This is a genomic window from Novosphingobium sp. G106 (assembly GCF_019075875.1).
Lineage (GTDB): Bacteria > Pseudomonadota > Alphaproteobacteria > Sphingomonadales > Sphingomonadaceae > Novosphingobium.
This window is the reverse complement of record NZ_JAHOOZ010000001.1, coordinates 5,151,308-5,167,202: the sequence shown is the minus strand read 5'-3', so window position 1 is coordinate 5,167,202 and position 15,895 is coordinate 5,151,308. Positions and strand designations below refer to the sequence as shown.

The window sequence follows — 15,895 nt, the reverse complement described above, 5'->3', positions numbered from 1 at the left end:
TGTCGAAGGGCTGCTTTTTCTTCTAGCGCAGCGTCAGAATTGAAGAACGGCCCTTCGGCAAGGTCAGGGCGGACGGCTTAGGAGTGAAGCGTGGCGCGTATCGGAATCATCGGCAGCGAGGGGCGCATGGGCCATGCAATCGCCGCGGCAATCGCGGCGGCGGGCGAAGCGCTTTCGGGCGGGATCGACAAGGGCGGCGATCCGCTGGCGCTGGCGCTGGCGAGCGACGTGCTGGTCGACTTCTCCTCGCCGCACGCGCTCGAAGCCAATCTCGATGCGGCGATGGCTGCGGGCATCCCGATCGTCGTCGGCACGACCGGGCTCGAAGAACGTCACCACTGGCTTTGCGACGCTGCCGCAGACAAGACCGCGGTTCTTCAGACCGGCAACACCTCGCTCGGCGTCACCCTGCTCGCCCATCTGGTGCGTGACGCCGCCAGCCGGCTTGGCGAGGACTGGGACATCGAGATCGTCGAGACGCACCACCGCATGAAGGTCGATGCCCCCCTCCGGCACCGCGCTGCTGCTCGGCGAGGCCGCCGCGACGGGCCGTGGCATCGGCCTTTCACAGATGAGCGAGCGCGGGCGCGACGGCATCACCGGCGCGCGCGGAGCGGGTACGATCGGCTTCGCCAGCCTGCGCGGCGGTTCGGTCGCGGGCGACCACACGGTCCACTTCCTCGCCGACAACGAGCGCCTGTCGCTCTCACACCTCGCGGAAAACCGCGCGATCTTCGCCAAGGGCGCGGTCCGCGCGGCGCAGTGGCTGCTGGGCAAGCCCAAGGGCCGCTACACTATGCCCGAGGTGCTTGGTCTTTGAGCGTCCTGAGCCATGAATAGGGCAGACATCTTCGAATTCTTCCGCCGTCTCGCCGAGGCCAACCCCTCGCCCGAGACCGAGCTGGAATCGGGCAACACCTACCAGTTGCTCGTCGCGGTGGTGATGTCGGCGCAATCGACCGACGTCGGGGTCAACAAGGCGACGCGCGCGCTGTTCCGCGAGGTGAAGACGCCGCAGCAGATGGTCGATCTGGGCGAAGAGGCGCTCAAGCAGCACATCAAGACGATCGGGCTGTTCAATTCCAAGGCCAAGAACGTCATCGCGCTCTCCGAGATCCTGGTGCGCGACTATGGCGGCGAGGTGCCGGCGGATCGCGATGCGCTGGTCGAACTGCCCGGCGTCGGCCGCAAGACCGCCAATGTCGTGATGAATTCGGCCTTCGGCGCCGAGACCTTCGCGGTCGACACCCATATCTTTCGCGTCGGCAACCGCACGGGCCTCGCCAAGGGCAAGACCCCGCTCGCGGTCGAAAAGCAGCTCGACAAGAAAGTGCCCGGCCCGTTCCGCGTCGGCGCGCACCACTGGCTGATCCTGCACGGCCGCTATATCTGCAAGGCACGCACGCCCGAATGCTGGCGCTGCCCGGTGGTCGACCTTTGCACCTACAAGGCCAAGGTGCTGGAAAAGGGCGCCAAGCCCGCGGGCAAAGCGCCCCCCCGCCAAGCGCTGAATCAGAACGGCACGACTACCCGCTCGGTGTGGTCCGACGCCCAGGGCGTCGTCCGCGCGGTCATGTCCTGGTAGCTTTCGGGCAGGTCCTCGATCGCCTTGTAGATCGCGGCGAAGCGGCCGAAGCCTGTGCAATAGGCGCAGACCATGCAGAGCTCGACGATCTCCTTCTCGCTATAGAACCGGCGCAAGCCCTCGATCGTCTCGTCATCGATCGCGAGGTGATTGGTCGCGAAGGCATCGGCGAACTGGAGCGCAGCCTTCTCCGCCTCGGTCAGATCGGGCGCTTCCACCGGCCGCTCGAGCGAGCAGACTAGGTCTTCGGTCAGACCATCTTCGAGCGCCGGCTCGCAACGCATCGCCATGCAACTGCGGCACTGGTTGTGAAAGGCGATGCGCAGCCGCATCATTTCCAGCAAGCGGCGGCGCAGGGTGAAGCCCGCCCAGAACGCCGCTTCGAAGGTGAAGAACGGCTTCGCCAGCTCGGGCGCGTTGGCATAAACGCCGAGAATCGTCTTGTGGACGTCAGGCAGCGGTGCGGTGTCCACCTGCAGAAGTGCGCGAAGACCGGGATCCCACTGATCGACGGGAAGCGATGCAATACGCGGCATGATGACCTCTCCACTCGTTATCGTTGCGCAAACGATACCCTTAGGCGAGGCACCGGTCTATTGTGTCGGGTCGATGTTCAGGCCCTTGCGACCGTGCTCGGGCGTGTCGTGAGGCGCGTCGGCAACAAAGGGCGCATCGGGATCGCGCATCGGCTGGAGCATGCCTTCCCACTTGGTGATGACCGCGGTCGCCACGGCATTGCCGAGCACGTTGGTGGCGGTGCGGCCCATGTCGAGGAAGGTGTCCACGCCGAGGATCAGCGCGATCCCTTCGACCGGCAAGCCGAACTGGGTCAGTGTCGCCGCGATCACCACCAGGCTGGCGCGCGGCACGGCGGCGATGCCTTTGGATGTGATCATCAAGGTCAGCAGCATGGCGATCTGCTGGCCGATGCCGAGATGGATGCCATAGGCCTGGGCGATGAACATCGTCGCGAAGCTCGTGTACATCATCGAGCCGTCGAGGTTGAAGCTGTAGCCCAGCGGCAGGACGAAGCCCGAGATGCGCCGCGGGACGCCGAACTTGTCGAGCTGTTCGAACAACCGCGGCAGGGCGCTTTCCGAGCTTGCGGTCGAGAATGCGAGGATCACGGGCTCGCGGATATAGCGCGCCAGCGCGAGCGCGCGCTTGCCCAGCACGATCGCGCACATGCCGAACAGGATCGACCAGAGGATCAGCAAGCCGAGGTAGAACTCGCTCATCAAGGCGGCATAGGTGATGACGATGCCGAACCCGCGCAGCGCGATGACCGAGGCCATGGCCCCGAACACCGCGAAGGGCGCGAAGCGCATGACGTAGTCGGTCGCCTGCATCATCACCTGGGCCAAGGCATCCAATCCCTTGACGATGATCTCACCGCGCTCGCGCAGCGCCGAAAGCGCGACGCCGAAGAACAGCGAGAAGACCAGGATCTGCAGCACGTTGTTCTTGGACATCGCGTCGGCCGCGCTGGTCGGGAAGACTTCGAGCACGAAATGGCGGAAGGTGAAGTCGCCCGTCGCCAATTGCCCGATGTCTCCACCCGCCTTGAATTCCAGCCCCACGCCGGGCTGGAAAAAGTTGATCAGCAACAGGCCGACGCCGATGGAGATAAGGCTGGCCGTGATGAACCAGGCGAGCGCGCGCCCGCCGATCCGCCCAAGCGCCGAACTGTCGCCCATGCCCGCGATGCCGGTCACGAGGGTCGCGAAGACCAGCGGTGCGATGATCATCTTGATCAGATGCAGGAACACGTCCGGCAGCAGCTTGAGCATGTCGGCGATCTGGGCGAGTGTCGCATCGCCTTCCGGAAAGCTGTGGTGGAGCGCGGTTCCGACGGCGATGCCCAGGAAGAGCCCTGCCAAGATCCAGATCGTCAGCCGTCGCGTCATCAAATCACCCCGCCTGGGAACCGCCCGCGTGGACGCTAACAGGGCATGCGGGCGGCGGCAAATACCGCAAGCGGCGTAGACTCAGCCTGCTTCGAGCGCCGCGTCGGCTATCCGGCGGTAGATCCGCACCAGGACGTCGAGATCGGCGATCGCCACGGCCTCGTCGCGCTTGTGCATCGTGGCGTTGCTCAGGCCGAACTCGATCACCGGGCAGAGCGCGCGGAGGAAGCGGGCGTCCGAAGTCCCGCCGCTGGTCGAAGCCTCGGGCACCAGTCCGGTCTCGATCTCGACCGCCTCGGCGACGAGCCGCGAGAAATCGCCGGGCAGGGTCAGGAACGCCTCGCCCGAGATCACGGCGCGGGCGGTTCCGCCGTGGCGCGCGGCGATCTCGGCAACGCGCGCGGCCAGCCCTTCGCCCGAGTGCAGATCGTTGAACCGGATCGACACGCGCGCGTCGGCTTTCGCCGGGATGACGTTGGTTGCGGCATTGCCGATGCCGATGTCGGTAATCTCGAGGTTCGAGGCCTGGAACCAGTCGGTGCCCTCGTCGAGCACCAGGGCATCGAGCTCGGCCAGCAGCGCGACCAGCTTGGGCGCGGGATTGTCAGCAAGGTACGGATAGGCGACGTGGCCCTGTGTACCCTCAACCTCGAGCCAGATGTTGACCGAGCCGCGCCGGCCGATCTTCATGACATCGCCGAGCCGGGCCGACGAGGTCGGCTCGCCGACGAGGCAAAGGTCGGGCACCGCATCCACCGCGCGCATGTGGTCGATCAGCGCCAGAGTGCCGTACTTGGCCGGGCCTTCCTCGTCTCCGGTGATGATGAAGCTGATCGTGCCGGCATCGGCCGGGATCTCGCGCACCGCACCGATCATGGCGGCGATCGCGCCTTTCATGTCGACAGCGCCGCGGCCGTGCAGCAGGTCGCCGCGCCGCTCGGGCGCGAAAGGCGCCGAGGTCCAGCCCTCGCCCGGCGGAACCACGTCGACATGGCCGGCAAAGGCGAAATGGCGACTACCGGGAGGCCCCTTGCGGATTGCGAAGAGGTTCTCGACCGGGCCGTCGGGCGCCTCGCCCGTCACCGCGCGGTGTACGGAAAAGCCCAGCGGCGCGAGCTGCGCTTCGAGGCAATCGAACACCAGCCCGGCCGCCGGCGTCACGCTCGGGCAGGCGATGAGAGCTTCGGTCAGGTCGAGGACGGTTTCGGCGACTTGCATGTGTGCCCTATCGCATATGGGCTATAAGCCGCGGAAACAAGGCAGGAGGAGCAGCGCGATGCCCAAGCTCGATCTCGAAGCTATCCCGCAGACCAACCGCACGGGCTATCCCGCGCCGTTCAACGCGGCAGTGGAGGAGCGGTGGTATCGCCGCCTCGCACCCGTCGGCGGGCTCACCCGGTTCGGCGCGAGCCATGTCGTGCTGAAGCCCGGCGCCTGGTCCTCGCAGCGCCACTGGCACAGCGGCGAGGACGAATTGCTGGTCATGCTGGCTGGCGAAGCGGTGCTGATCGAGGATGCCGGCAGGACGGTGCTGCGCCCCGGCGACATCTGCGCCTGGCCCAGGGACGTCGAGAACGGCCACCACCTGATCAACGAGAGCGGCGAGGACTGCGTCTTCGTCGCGATCAGCGCCGGCCCCGATGCCGGTGGTTCCTATCCCGACATCGACATGATGTGGGACGATCAGGGCGTCTACCGACACAAGGACGGCACGCCTTACGAAAGCCCGGGCAGGCCGGCCTGACCGAGCGCGGTCAGCGGTAGGACAGGCTCATCCTTATGCGAGTGGTCGGCACCGACTTGGGCAGGGCTTCGACCAGATCAAGGATGCTCTTGTGCGCGCGATCGAGGCTCTTCGCGGCGACCGCGTCCTTGAGTGGACCGTTGAGCTGAACCTGATGGCCTGCGTTGCCGGACGGGCCCGGAATGACGAGATGCGTCGGAGTTCCCCCGTCGACCAGGCTGGCGGCAAGGGCCGCGAGATTGCCGCTTCGGGCCACCTGCTCGCCGCCGATAACGATCAGATGCGCCGCCACGCCATCAGCGGATTCCGACATGCTCCTGAAATTGATAAGGATGCCGGAACGATCGGGCCGCCACCTGTCGCCGAGCTCCGCCAGGCGGCGCCAGCCACAGTCGAAGCTGCGGCAGGCCTGCGGACGCGTGTCGTAGATGGTGCAGCCACATTCCGCCCGCCAGTTAGAACAGACGAGCCCCTGCGGCTTGGTCATCGCCTCGTCGACTATCTCGAGGTCGGTACAACAGGCATTGCATTCGCCGCATTCGCGCCCGGGCACCAAGTCATTCTGTCCGGTCATGACGGCCTGTCCACGCGACGCTCTTGGATGAACGTCCAGCATAGGCCGGCTCGAATTCAGATTTGTGACGGCGCGGCGCGGTTCACGCGCGTACCGGCATCTCGTACTGCTCGATCGTCCATTCCTCGGCTTCGGCCGCTTCGATCCATTGCTGGAGCCATTCGTGCTCCCAGACGGCTTCCATATAGGTTGCGGCAAAGCCCGGTACGGGCACATTGTAAGTGAGGAAGCGGCTGACGACCGGGGCGTAGATGATGTCCGCGGCGCAGAAGCTGCCGAACAGGTATGGCCCGCCCTTGCCAAAGCGAGCGCGGGCCTCGGCCCAGAGCGTCAGAATGCGAACGATGTCGGCCCTCGCCTCTTCGCCGATGTCCCATTGCTCGAATCGACGGCGCACGTTCATCGGGCATTCCCGGCGCAACGCGAAATAGGACGAATGCATTTCCGCGACCATCGATCTGGCCATGGCACGCGCATCGTCGGATTTGGGCCAGAAGCGGTCACGGCCGACCTTGTCGGCGAGGTATTCGATGATCGCGACACTATCCCAGACAACGGCTTCGCCGTCCCAGAGAATCGGCACCTTGCCCTGCGACGGCGCGATCTCGCCGATCCGTTTCTTCTGTTCGTCCCAGTCGTCCCCGTAGAGCGGGACCTGAATCTCCTCGAAGGCGAGGCCCGACTGCTTGACCGCCAGCCAGCCGCGCAGGCTCCAGCTAGAATAGTTCTTGTTGCCAATGATGAGCTTCATGAACGCGCGCTTTCTCTGGCAGTCCTCGTAGAACCCCCGGGGGGTTTTCCCCTAAGGCCCCGGGAAACCGTGGGGCCCTAACCCATTCAGCCAGACCGAGTCGAGGCTGAACGGCCGGTAACCGATTCGGTCGCGATTGCCCAGGATTGGGACATCGACCGGAACTGCACCGGAGATTGCAACTTGTGACAGGACAAGGGCACTATTTTTGACTATAGGCACAAATCGGTAATAACACTGTCGGTAGGTTCACCGGCACGGCGGGCAGCCGTTGAGAACAGGGGCACGATATGCGGATTATCTTCCGCAAATCTTCGATATCCAAGACCCAGATGGATCGCGTGCTGTTTGCGGCGCCGATCGTCGTTGCCCTGGTCCTGCTGTTCCTGTTTACCCAGAACCAGGCGGTACTCGCCTCGGCCTGGCGCAGCCCCCTGGAAGTGCTGTCCGCTCGTTCGCCGGGTGGCCGCACGCCGGGAGCACTTTATAACATCAAGCCGGAACGCCTGGCTTCGACCACGCGGTCGAGCCCGCATCTCGCGGTGCCGCCGGCCGAGCGCGTTCTCGCGGCAACCCGCGAACGCGTCCCGCCGCCTTTCGCCGGACTGCTCCCCGCCGAAGCCCCGCCGCTGGGCCTCATGAACGAGGGTGCACCAGTGCTTGCGGGCGCCGAGCCGATGGACTTGGGGCTGCCGGGCGTGGTTCCGTTCGTCTCGTCGCCAGAGGGACCGGGCGGCCCTGGCTGCTGCATTCCTCAGGTAACCGAAGACGCACCGCCGCCTTCGCCGGTACCAGAGCCGACGACCTGGCTGATGAACATCGTCGGCCTGTTCCTGGTCGGCAGCATGATGCGCCACCGGAACCGCAAACTCCGCGCATTGCCTCTCCAGGCCTAGTTCCGCATGGGCATTTCCGCGGGCCGTTCGCTTCTGGCATTGACGGCCGGATGCTGCGTCGCTGCGGCGCTCTACTTCGGCGCGACGTCAATTCGTGAAGGCCGGGCAGCCCCGCCAGTATCCGCGGCGCCCATCGACATCCGCAGCATTTCAGGCACGCGCTTCTACTATCCCGCAACCGGCTTCCCCATCATGAAGCTGCCGGATGGGCGCACGGAAACCATAAAATCGGTCCTGAACGTCAAAGAGAAGATGCGTTTTGGCGAGTCTGTCTGGGACGACAAGGACGTGCCGCAGGGTCCCATCTGGATCCGCGTCGACCTGACGCACCAGTTGCTATCCGTGTTCCGCGGCGGGCACGAGATCGGTACGACGGTGGTGCTCTACGGCGCGTCCGACAAGGAAAGCCCGCTGGGAACATTCCCAATCCTCGAGAAGGCCGAAGACTACCACTCGCGCACCTATGACGCGCCGATGCCCTTCATGCTTCGACTGACCTCGGACGGCGTGGCGATCCACGGCAGCGACGTCCGCCCCGGCGCGGCGACGCACGGCTGCATTGGCGTGCCGACCGCATTCGCCCACCAACTCTTCGACCAGGTCAAGCCGGGCGACCCCGTCGTTATCCTGAAACCTGCCGTCTGACCAAGTAGTCATACGAGCCGCCAGAAGCCGATGGTAAACTCCTCGGTTACCATTGCTGCTTACCATCGTCGCTTACCATGGACCTAAACCGGGCCCTGACCTCCTCCGTGCAGAATCCTCCGCATCGCAGCGGAAGGTGTTCTGGCAATGGCGGGAAGAAGGCTCAAATCGATTGTCGCGAGCGGCGCGCTGGCCCTCATCGCCCCTCTGCTGACGGGCGCCTCGGGCGTGACTCCGACTTTCGAGGCCCGCGTCCTTGCCATGCACAACGCCGAACGCGCCCGGATGGGCGTCGGCCCGCTGCGCTGGGATCCGGCTCTGGCGGTTTCCGCGCAGCGCTGGGCCGATGCGCTCGCTGCTACTGGCCGCTTCGAGCATGCGCCGGAGAACCGCTTCTCGCCCGAGGGCGAGAACCTCTGGGCCGGCACCAAGGGCTATTTCGCACCTGAGGCCATGGTCGACGCCTGGATCCGCGAGAAGAAGTATTTCCGCCAGGGGACCTTCCCGAACAACAGCACGACCGGCGAGGTCGAGGACGTCGGCCACTACACCCAGCTGATCTGGCGCGCCACGGGCGAAGTCGGCTGCGCCAAGGCGAGCAGCGGGCGCGAAGACATCCTCGTCTGCCGCTATGCCGAAGCCGGCAACTACATCGGCGAAAAGGTTCTCTAGTTTCGTTCTCCACCGCCGTGGAACCGACACCGGCCTGCTCGAAGGGAGAGCGGGCCGGTGCCGTAACTTCAACCTAGCGGGAGCAACTTGAAGGCCGCGTCAGATCTCGGAGTCTGCCAGAACGGCGGCACGCAGTTCGTCGATGCCCATCTTCATTTCCGACGAGGTTACCAGGATTTCCGGATAGGCGGCCGGATGCTTGCGCGCCTCGGCCTCGGTCGCAGCGCGGACGGCCGCGAGATCGCTGGCCTTGATCTTGTCCGCCTTGGTCAGGACGACGCGGTAACCGACGGCTGCCTCGTCGAGCATCTTCATCATTTCGGCATCGACCGGCTTCACGCCGTGGCGCGAGTCGACCAATAGCAGCGTGCGCTTGAGCACGTGCCGCCCGCGCAGGAAATCGCGCACCAGCCGCTTCCAGTTCTCGACGACCTTGAGCGGCGCCTTGGCGAAGCCATAGCCTGGCATGTCGACCAGCCGCATCACGGTGGGCTCGCCGACGTCGAAGAAGTTGAGCTCCTGCGTGCGGCCTGGCGTCACCGACGCGCGCGCGATCGCGCGGCGCCCGGTGAGCGCGTTGAGCAGCGAGGACTTGCCGACGTTGGATCGCCCGGCGAAGGCGATCTCGGGCACGTCGGGATCGGGCAGGAACTGGAGCGCCGGCGCGCTGCGCAGGAACTCGACGCGGCCGGAGAACAGCCGCGACGCGCGGGCCGCAAGCTCCTTCTGGATCAGCTCTTCTTCTTCGCTGCTCACTTCTCGCGCGCGGCCGCACGGGCCGTGTCGGTCGCGTCCTTCTCCGTCTGCGCCTTGAGCTGCGGGTGTCGGCTGTAGAGGAACTTCTGCTGCGCGATGGTCAGCAGGTTCGAGGTTATCCAGTAGATCAGCAGGCCCGCCGCGAAGGGCGCCATGACGAACATCATGACCCAGGGCATGATCGCGAACATCTGCTGCTGCATCGGGTCCATCTGGGCCGGATTAAGCTTGAACTGGAAGTACATCGTGATGCCGAGCAGCAGGGCCAGCACGCCGATCGCCAGGAACGAGGGCGGCGTGAAGGGCAGCATGCCGAACAGGTTGAGGATGTGCAGCGGATCGGGTGCCGAGAGGTCCTTGATCCACAGCACGAAAGGCTGGTGCCGCATCTCGATCGTCAGGGTCAGCACCTTGTAGAGCGCGAAGAAGATCGGGATCTGCAGGAAGATCGGCAGGCAGCCGGCGAGCGGGTTGACGCCCTCCTGCTTGTAGAGCGCCATGATCTCCTGCTGCTGCTTCTGCTTGTCGTCTTTGTAGCGCTCCTGCAGCACCTTCATCTTCGGCTGGATCGCGCGCATCGCCGCCATCGAGGCGAACTGGCGCTGGGCGACCGGGAACATGATGCCGCGCACGATCAGCGTCAGCAGGATAATGGCGACGCCGAAGTTGCCGACCGCGTGGAATAGCGTCGTCAGCAGCCAGAAGATCGGCTTTTCGAACCAGCGGAACCAGCCCCAGTCGATCGCGAGGCCGAAATGCGGAATGCCCGAGGCTTCGTAGCGATCGAGCACCGCGCTTTCCTTGGCGCCGGCGAAAAGGCGTGTCGTGCGCGTGAGTTGCTCACCCGGTGCGACAACCGCGTCCTTGTATATGAGGTCAGCGCGATAGATATGCTCGCCCAGCGAGCGGAAATCGCTGCTGGTGGGGGAACCGTCCGGAACCAGCGCCGACAGCCAGTAGATGTCGGTGAAGCCCAGCCAGTCGGTCTTGCCGGTGTTGGCAACCGGGCTGCCCAGGGGGACGTCCTTGTAGTTGACGGCGAAGCTGACCGACTGGTCGAACGCACCGATCGGGCCCGAATGGACATTCCAGGTATCGAGGCTCGCGGTCTTGTCCGTACGCCGTAGCGCCGCATAGGGCTGCACCGTGACGGGTGCGCTGCCCCGGTTTGTCACGGTCTGCGTCGCGGTTATCAGATAGTCCTTGTCGATCGCATAGGTGATCGAGAAAGTCTGACCGGTAGTGTTGCTCCACGATAGCGTGACCGGCGTCGCAGGCGTCAGCTTCGCGCCGGCAGGCGCGCTGAAAACCGGCATGTTCGCGACGTCGGGAGTTGCCATGCCCGATTTTGTCGGATCGACCCAGCCGAACTGCGCGAAGTGTTCTTCAGGCGTGTTCGCGAGGGAGAAAATGCGTTTTGGGCCGCTGTTCTTGTCTATGCTTTCGGTGTGGCGCCTGATCGAAAGATCGTCGATTACGGCGCCAATGGGATTGATCGAGCCAATCAGGCCCGGCGCCTCGACCGGAATACGGCCGGGCGCGGCAAGGCCCGCTTTGAGGTCCTGCGCTTCAACCGCAATGTCCGCCGCCGAAGTCAGCCCGCCCTCGCGCGTCGGCTTGGCCGCGCTCGTCGGTTCGGGGCTGGCCGGCGCCGTGGCGGCCGGGCGTTGCTTGCCCGCATTCGGGTACATGTAACGGACCCCGGCGTCCCAGCCGAAAAGGATCAGCGCGGTCAGTACGACCGCAAGGATGATATTACGCTGGTTGTCCACGAAGGCGTCCCTAATCTCTTCCTGTCACGCCGGCCTGCCTGCATCGTCCGCAGCAGCACCGAACTCACGGCACCGGGTCATAGCCGTGTCCCCCCCCAGGGGTGGCAGCGCAATAGACGCTTCAACGCCAGCCAGCCACCCTTAATCGCACCGTATTTCCCCAGCGCCTCGATGGCATATTGCGAGCACGATGGAGCATAGCGACAGCTTGGCGGAAGCACCCGCGAAGGGCCGATCTGCCAGGCCCGAGCAATAAGGATGAGCAGCCATTTCATCGCTTGGGCGGCCCTCGCTTGCGCGAGCCGGTTCGCGGCGGATCGCCCTTGCCGTCCTTAGCCCGCCCCAGTGCGGCTAGGAGTTCGCTCTGCAGCATGGCGAAGTCCCGCTCGATACCTCCCTCGCGGCCGATCAGCACGTGGTCGGTATCGGCGAGCCCATGGACCGGCAGGATGTCGCGCAGCAGCGCACGAAAACGCCGCTTCATGCGATTGCGTACGACAGCGTTGCCGATTCGCTTGGTTACGGTGATGCCGAAGCGCAGGCCCGCGCCCTCATTGGACCGGGCGAGCAGCACGAAGCCGGGGCGCGAGACGCGAAGACCGCGGTTGGCGGCGAGAAAATCGGCGCGCCGCGTCAGGACCGTCGGCTTGATCGCCGCCGGCTTTTCCGAATCGATCAGGCCGAGAGCTTCTTGCGGCCACGGGCGCGACGGGCACGCAGGACCTTGCGGCCGCCAACCGTGGCGAGACGCGCGCGAAAGCCGTGGCGGCGCGCGCGGACAAGGTTGCTGGGCTGGAACGTGCGCTTCATCGCAAAACCTCGAAATTCACAAACGAAAAAGGGCCGCCTGCGAAGGCGACCGTCTCACTGAGACGCGCCGTTACTGGAGGGCGTACTGCGAGTCAAGCGCGCCGCGGCTGCGGACGGCATCGCGTCGAGCCTCACCCACCGCGCCATTTCCGCCTGCGTCAGCCATTTCGCCCGCGTGAAGGGCACGGAATTGGTCATGGCATAGAAGGCCCTTGCCTGCGACTCGGTGAAGCCTACCGCGCGATAGTAGTCGAGATAGGCCTGGTTCTTCGGCGCATCGGGCGCATAGTCGCCGGGCTGCCTGCCGGTCACGTCCTTCCAGGCGTGGACGGCGAACCAGGCGGTCGGCTCGGCATAGCGGTGCGCCCCGGCAAGGAACAGATCGACCGCCCCCGAGCGCACCAGACCGCCAGCGGGCACGTAAGTGGCGATCCCGCGTGCGTGGAGCATCAGCCCGAGACGGAGGTTGGCACGGTCGTCGTAGGTACCGGCACAATTGATCAGGGCGATCGTGGATATTTCCGGATAGCGGCGCAGCATCGCGGCAAAACGGCCTGGCGACGCCGCATCCGTCGCTCCCGCCAACACCGCATTCTCGCTGTCGAGCACACGGAACGGGCCGAACGTGGCAATGCCTGGCGGCGACTCCGGCGGCGTTGCGGCAACCAAGCGCCCTGCGCCGCCGGCCGTGCCTGCAACGGGCGCGGGTTCGGCCGGCGCAGTCTCCTGCGCGATCTCGTCCGCAGCGATCGTCTGCGCCGCCAGGGGTGGGCTGGCCATGGCGACCAGCGGCAACAGGCGGCCAACCAGTCTCCACTTCAGCGGTTGCTTGCGCGGCAAGGATTGGGGCTTGTCCATCGATGCGGTCTCGCTCGCCGGATCATGGCAGGCTGGGCCTCGGCCCCTGCCCACGCCATCGGGTGTTGCCCGCGCTCACAGCGGGCCGAACGATGACGAAGCCCTAGGTGGAAAACCGGATTGGCCGGGACGTGCGGCCGATTGATCCAGACCCGATCCAATCCCTCGACAGCGCACGGCCCGTCAGCCATCACCGCGCGGGCTTTGCAGGGGGATCGTTTGGTCGCGCTGGTTTCGACGGTCGCCTATCTGGGGCTCGAGGCGCGCAGCGTCGAAGTGCAGTGCCAGATCGCGCCCGGCCTGCCCAAGTTCCACGTCGTTGGCCTGCCCGACAAGGCGGTCAACGAAAGCCGCCAGCGCGTGCAGGCGGCCCTCGCCGCGATGGGCCTGTCGCTGCCCCCCAAGATCATCACGATCAATCTCTCGCCCGCCGACCTACCCAAGGAAGGCTCGCACTACGATCTGCCGATCGCCCTCGCCCTGCTTGCGGCGATGGGCGTGACAGATGCCGAGCTGCTCGGCGACTACGTGGCCGTGGGCGAACTGGCGCTCGACGGCCGGATCATCGCCTCGCCCGGCGTCCTGCTCGCCGCGCTGTTCGCCTCGGGTGCCGAGAAGGGGCTGATCTGCCCCGCGGCGCAAGGCTCCGAAGCGCGCTGGGCCAGCGGCATCTCGGTGCTCGCCGCGCCCGATCTGATCAGCCTGCTCAATCATCTCAAGGGCTATCAGGTCCTGCCCGTGCCGCCGCCGGGCGAAGCCGAACCGCCGCCGCGCGGCCCCGATCTCGCGCAGGTCAAGGGCCAGGAAGTCGCCAAGCGCGCGCTGGAGATTACCGCGGCGGGCGGGCACAACCTGCTCCTGTTATAGACTGGAGACCACCAGTGAGGCATAAGTTGGCAGATGAGCGAAATTCCCACCAACGATCGCCCGCAAGTGCGTCGCAAGGCCTATTCGTACCTTCGGTTTTCGACGCCAGAACAGGTGAAGGGGGACAGTTTTCGGCGTCAGGCGTCGATGGCATTGGCCTACGCCGAGAAGAACGACTTAGACCTCGATCACGAGCTGACGTTTCACGACGTGGGCGTGTCAGCCTATCGGGGACAGAACGCTGACGCAGGGCGCCTTGCGTGCTTCGTAGAAGCTGTGAGGAGCGGCCAAGTCCCACAAGGCTCCCTCTTGCTCGTGGAGCAGCTCGACAGGATCAGTCGCCTGACACCTCGAAAAGCGCTGAGGGTCCTCGAAGACATCGTCGAGACCGGCGTTAGCGTCGTCACCATGAATGATGGGCGTGAATACACCTCCACATCTCTAGATAACGATCACATGGATCTGATGTGGTCGCTCATGATCTTCATGCGGGCGAACGACGAGAGCGCGACGAAATCCAGCCGCCTCAGGGCTGCCTGGGAGGGTAAGCGGGCCGACGTCGAAAAGGGGAAGCGTCTTACCTCGAAGGCCCCAGCGTGGCTCAAGCTCTCGGAGGACCGCACGATCTTCGCGATTATCCCGGAGCGGGCGGACCTAGTGCAGCGCATATTTGCGATGACCCTGGAGGGTGTTGGACAGCACAGGATTGCTGCGACCTTCAATCGTGAGGGAATTGCCCCATGGGGACGTGGGAGCTTCTGGCAACGGTCCTATATCGCCAAGGTGCTGGCGAATCCTGCCGTCCTCGGGACGTTCAGTCCGCACGTCATGGAGTTCGACGGAACACGAAAGAGCAGGCGGGCACTTGATCCCATCGACCACTACTTTCCCGCCGTCATCTCGGAGGAAACCTACAAGGAAGCTCAGGCCCTTCGGCAGGCTCTAAGCGCTCCGCAGAGGGGCCGACACGCAAACGCCCCGATCACAAATGTCCTGGCGGGCCTCGCCGCGTGCCCCAAGTGCGGCTCAACGATGACCAGAGTGGCGAAGGGCAAGCGATCCCGCCCTGCCTACGTCTGCACCCGAGCGAAAGCCAAGACGCAGGGGCACGCTGGGTGCGTCTACAAGTCCGTTCGGTGCGAGCTGATTGAAGACGCTATCCTACGAAGCCTGCCATCTCGCCTTAGGGACCTTGAGGGCGTGGGCGGCAAGGATGAGGAGCTTGTTGATGCCGTCCGCGCCGCTGACGATCGCCTCGACCGCCTTCACGACGTAATCGACCGGCTCATTGACGATCTGTCCTATGTCGGGAGGTCCCCAGCCCTAGCCCAGCGCCTCAGGGATGCAGAGGCAGAGCTAGAGGAAGCTAAGGAAGCCGCTAGGAACCTCAAGGACCGGCAGGAAATAGCGACAGGCCTCACGGTGGGCGCGAGGGTCAACAGAGCCCTGGAGGCCCTAGAGCCTGCAGACGGTGAACCCGATCCAGCCCGCATCAACCTAGCGCTCCGGTCGATCTTCAAACGAGCGGTCATCGACTGGGAGGGCCACCTCATACACCTAGAGTGGACCCACGGCGGCACATGCCTAGTCCCCTACAACAGCTTTACAGAATGGTCCGGCCCAGGGTGGGTCTGGTCGCAAGAGGAGGAAGTCCATGCAGAATAACATCAAGCTCGGCGACGGCGATGCGGTGCCCATGGGAGACGGCGTGTTCGTGGTCTGCCAGCGGGACGAGCGCGGCGTGCCTCATAGCGTCGTGATAACCCGTGGGGACCTTGAGCGTCTCCTGGCAGCCGAGGCCTAACCGCTGTGGCTTGGTGGGAATGGCTAATCGTCGGCATCGGGCTCGGCATCGCCCTATGGGAAAACTATGAGTTGCGCGAAGCCCTCCGGGAGGTCGATGCGCGGAGGATTGTCACCTACCAAGAGCTGGAGCGCCGTGTCTCAGACGTGGAACGCACATCGAGGGGGGGTCCAGAACTTGCTGCGCTAGCGATCGTACAGCCGGCACTCGAAAAAAAAACGCCCCCAGTCGGCCCGTGAGGGCTTTCTGGAGGC

Annotated in this window: 17 protein-coding genes and 3 pseudogenes; 9 read left to right on the top strand and 11 right to left on the bottom strand. The window is 65.0% G+C overall.

The genetic code is table 11. From position 1 onward, the window contains the following. Positions 1-90 precede the first annotated feature (90 nt). Together dapB and nth are read left to right on the top strand one after the other, a co-directional pair. A pseudogene (gene dapB, locus KRR38_RS25215) lies at positions 91-820 on the top strand (4-hydroxy-tetrahydrodipicolinate reductase). Positions 821-832: 12 nt separating this feature from the next. Next, positions 833-1,585, top strand: a complete 753-nt coding sequence (nth, locus tag KRR38_RS25210) for an endonuclease III (protein ID WP_217406184.1) — start codon at positions 833-835, stop codon at positions 1,583-1,585. Here the strand turns inward: nth and KRR38_RS25205 are convergent. The 3 genes from KRR38_RS25205 to dapE form a co-directional block, all read right to left on the bottom strand. After that, positions 1,513-2,121 (bottom strand): carboxymuconolactone decarboxylase family protein, encoded by a 609-nt coding sequence (locus KRR38_RS25205; protein ID WP_217406183.1) that lies wholly within the window; start codon positions 2,119-2,121, stop codon positions 1,513-1,515. The two genes, nth and KRR38_RS25205, sit on opposite strands and share 73 nt — an antisense overlap. A 57-nt stretch (positions 2,122-2,178) precedes the next feature. Then, positions 2,179-3,492 carry a dicarboxylate/amino acid:cation symporter gene (locus tag KRR38_RS25200; protein ID WP_217406182.1) on the bottom strand — a complete coding sequence of 438 codons (1,314 nt, stop codon included), beginning with the start codon at positions 3,490-3,492 and terminating at the stop codon, positions 2,179-2,181. A gap of 81 nt (positions 3,493-3,573) precedes the next feature. Continuing rightward, positions 3,574-4,710 (bottom strand): succinyl-diaminopimelate desuccinylase, encoded by a 1,137-nt coding sequence (dapE, locus tag KRR38_RS25195; protein WP_217406181.1) that lies wholly within the window; start codon positions 4,708-4,710, stop codon positions 3,574-3,576. A gap of 58 nt (positions 4,711-4,768) precedes the next feature. On the opposite strand from dapE, the gene KRR38_RS25190 reads away from it, so the two are divergent. Continuing rightward, positions 4,769-5,236, top strand: a complete 468-nt coding sequence (locus tag KRR38_RS25190; RefSeq protein ID WP_217406180.1) for a cupin domain-containing protein — start codon at positions 4,769-4,771, stop codon at positions 5,234-5,236. A gap of 10 nt (positions 5,237-5,246) precedes the next feature. Here the strand turns inward: KRR38_RS25190 and KRR38_RS25185 are convergent, their stop codons facing one another. Both KRR38_RS25185 and KRR38_RS25180 read right to left on the bottom strand, forming a co-directional pair. Further along, a complete protein-coding gene (locus KRR38_RS25185; RefSeq protein WP_217406179.1) occupies positions 5,247-5,723 on the bottom strand; it encodes a hypothetical protein in 477 nt (158 codons plus the stop codon). 169 nt (positions 5,724-5,892) lie between these two features. Beyond that, positions 5,893-6,561 carry a glutathione S-transferase family protein gene (locus KRR38_RS25180; RefSeq protein WP_217406178.1) on the bottom strand — a complete coding sequence of 223 codons (669 nt, stop codon included), beginning with the start codon at positions 6,559-6,561 and terminating at the stop codon, positions 5,893-5,895. 290 nt (positions 6,562-6,851) lie between these two features. Between KRR38_RS25180 and KRR38_RS25175 the strand changes: the two genes are divergently transcribed. From KRR38_RS25175 to KRR38_RS25165, 3 genes are all read left to right on the top strand, one after another. Beyond that, complete coding sequence (locus KRR38_RS25175; protein WP_217406177.1) at positions 6,852-7,457, top strand: hypothetical protein; 606 nt, start codon at positions 6,852-6,854, stop codon at positions 7,455-7,457. A gap of 6 nt (positions 7,458-7,463) precedes the next feature. Then, complete coding sequence (locus tag KRR38_RS25170; RefSeq protein WP_217406176.1) at positions 7,464-8,102, top strand: L,D-transpeptidase family protein; 639 nt, start codon at positions 7,464-7,466, stop codon at positions 8,100-8,102. Positions 8,103-8,249: 147 nt separating this feature from the next. Then, positions 8,250-8,774 (top strand): CAP domain-containing protein, encoded by a 525-nt coding sequence (locus KRR38_RS25165; protein WP_217406175.1) that lies wholly within the window; start codon positions 8,250-8,252, stop codon positions 8,772-8,774. Between the two features lie 99 nt (positions 8,775-8,873). Here KRR38_RS25165 and yihA read toward each other — a convergent pair whose 3' ends face one another. The 6 genes and pseudogenes from yihA to KRR38_RS25135 all read right to left on the bottom strand — a co-directional run bounded on the left by yihA (position 8,874) and on the right by KRR38_RS25135 (position 12,970). Further along, positions 8,874-9,530 (bottom strand): ribosome biogenesis GTP-binding protein YihA/YsxC, encoded by a 657-nt coding sequence (gene yihA / locus KRR38_RS25160; protein ID WP_309141135.1) that lies wholly within the window; start codon positions 9,528-9,530, stop codon positions 8,874-8,876. After that, positions 9,527-11,302: a membrane protein insertase YidC gene (gene yidC, locus KRR38_RS25155; protein ID WP_217406174.1), complete on the bottom strand. Its 1,776-nt coding sequence runs from the start codon at positions 11,300-11,302 to the stop codon at positions 9,527-9,529. The genes yihA and yidC overlap by 4 nt, the downstream gene beginning before the upstream one ends. A gap of 64 nt (positions 11,303-11,366) precedes the next feature. Next, positions 11,367-11,577 (bottom strand): annotated as a pseudogene (gene yidD / locus KRR38_RS25150) (membrane protein insertion efficiency factor YidD). Then, positions 11,574-11,954, bottom strand: coding sequence for a ribonuclease P protein component (gene rnpA / locus KRR38_RS25145; protein ID WP_375293469.1), 381 nt, complete (start codon positions 11,952-11,954; stop codon positions 11,574-11,576). Before rnpA ends, yidD begins: the two are co-directional and overlap by 4 nt. Before the next feature lie 23 nt (positions 11,955-11,977). Next, a complete protein-coding gene (gene rpmH, locus KRR38_RS25140) occupies positions 11,978-12,112 on the bottom strand; it encodes a 50S ribosomal protein L34 (RefSeq protein WP_159865315.1) in 135 nt (44 codons plus the stop codon). Positions 12,113-12,166: 54 nt separating this feature from the next. Then, positions 12,167-12,970 carry an alpha/beta hydrolase gene (locus KRR38_RS25135; RefSeq protein WP_217406173.1) on the bottom strand — a complete coding sequence of 268 codons (804 nt, stop codon included), beginning with the start codon at positions 12,968-12,970 and terminating at the stop codon, positions 12,167-12,169. A gap of 219 nt (positions 12,971-13,189) precedes the next feature. On the opposite strand from KRR38_RS25135, the pseudogene KRR38_RS25130 reads away from it, so the two are divergent. From KRR38_RS25130 to KRR38_RS25120, 3 genes and pseudogenes are all read left to right on the top strand, one after another. Beyond that, a pseudogene (locus tag KRR38_RS25130) lies at positions 13,190-13,831 on the top strand (magnesium chelatase domain-containing protein); the annotation flags it as partial. A 39-nt stretch (positions 13,832-13,870) separates the two neighbouring features. Continuing rightward, positions 13,871-15,502, top strand: coding sequence for a recombinase family protein (locus KRR38_RS25125; protein ID WP_217406172.1), 1,632 nt, complete (start codon positions 13,871-13,873; stop codon positions 15,500-15,502). Next, positions 15,492-15,641, top strand: a complete 150-nt coding sequence (locus KRR38_RS25120; protein ID WP_217406171.1) for a hypothetical protein — start codon at positions 15,492-15,494, stop codon at positions 15,639-15,641. Before KRR38_RS25125 ends, KRR38_RS25120 begins: the two co-directional genes overlap by 11 nt. The last annotated feature ends 254 nt before the right edge of the window (positions 15,642-15,895 follow it).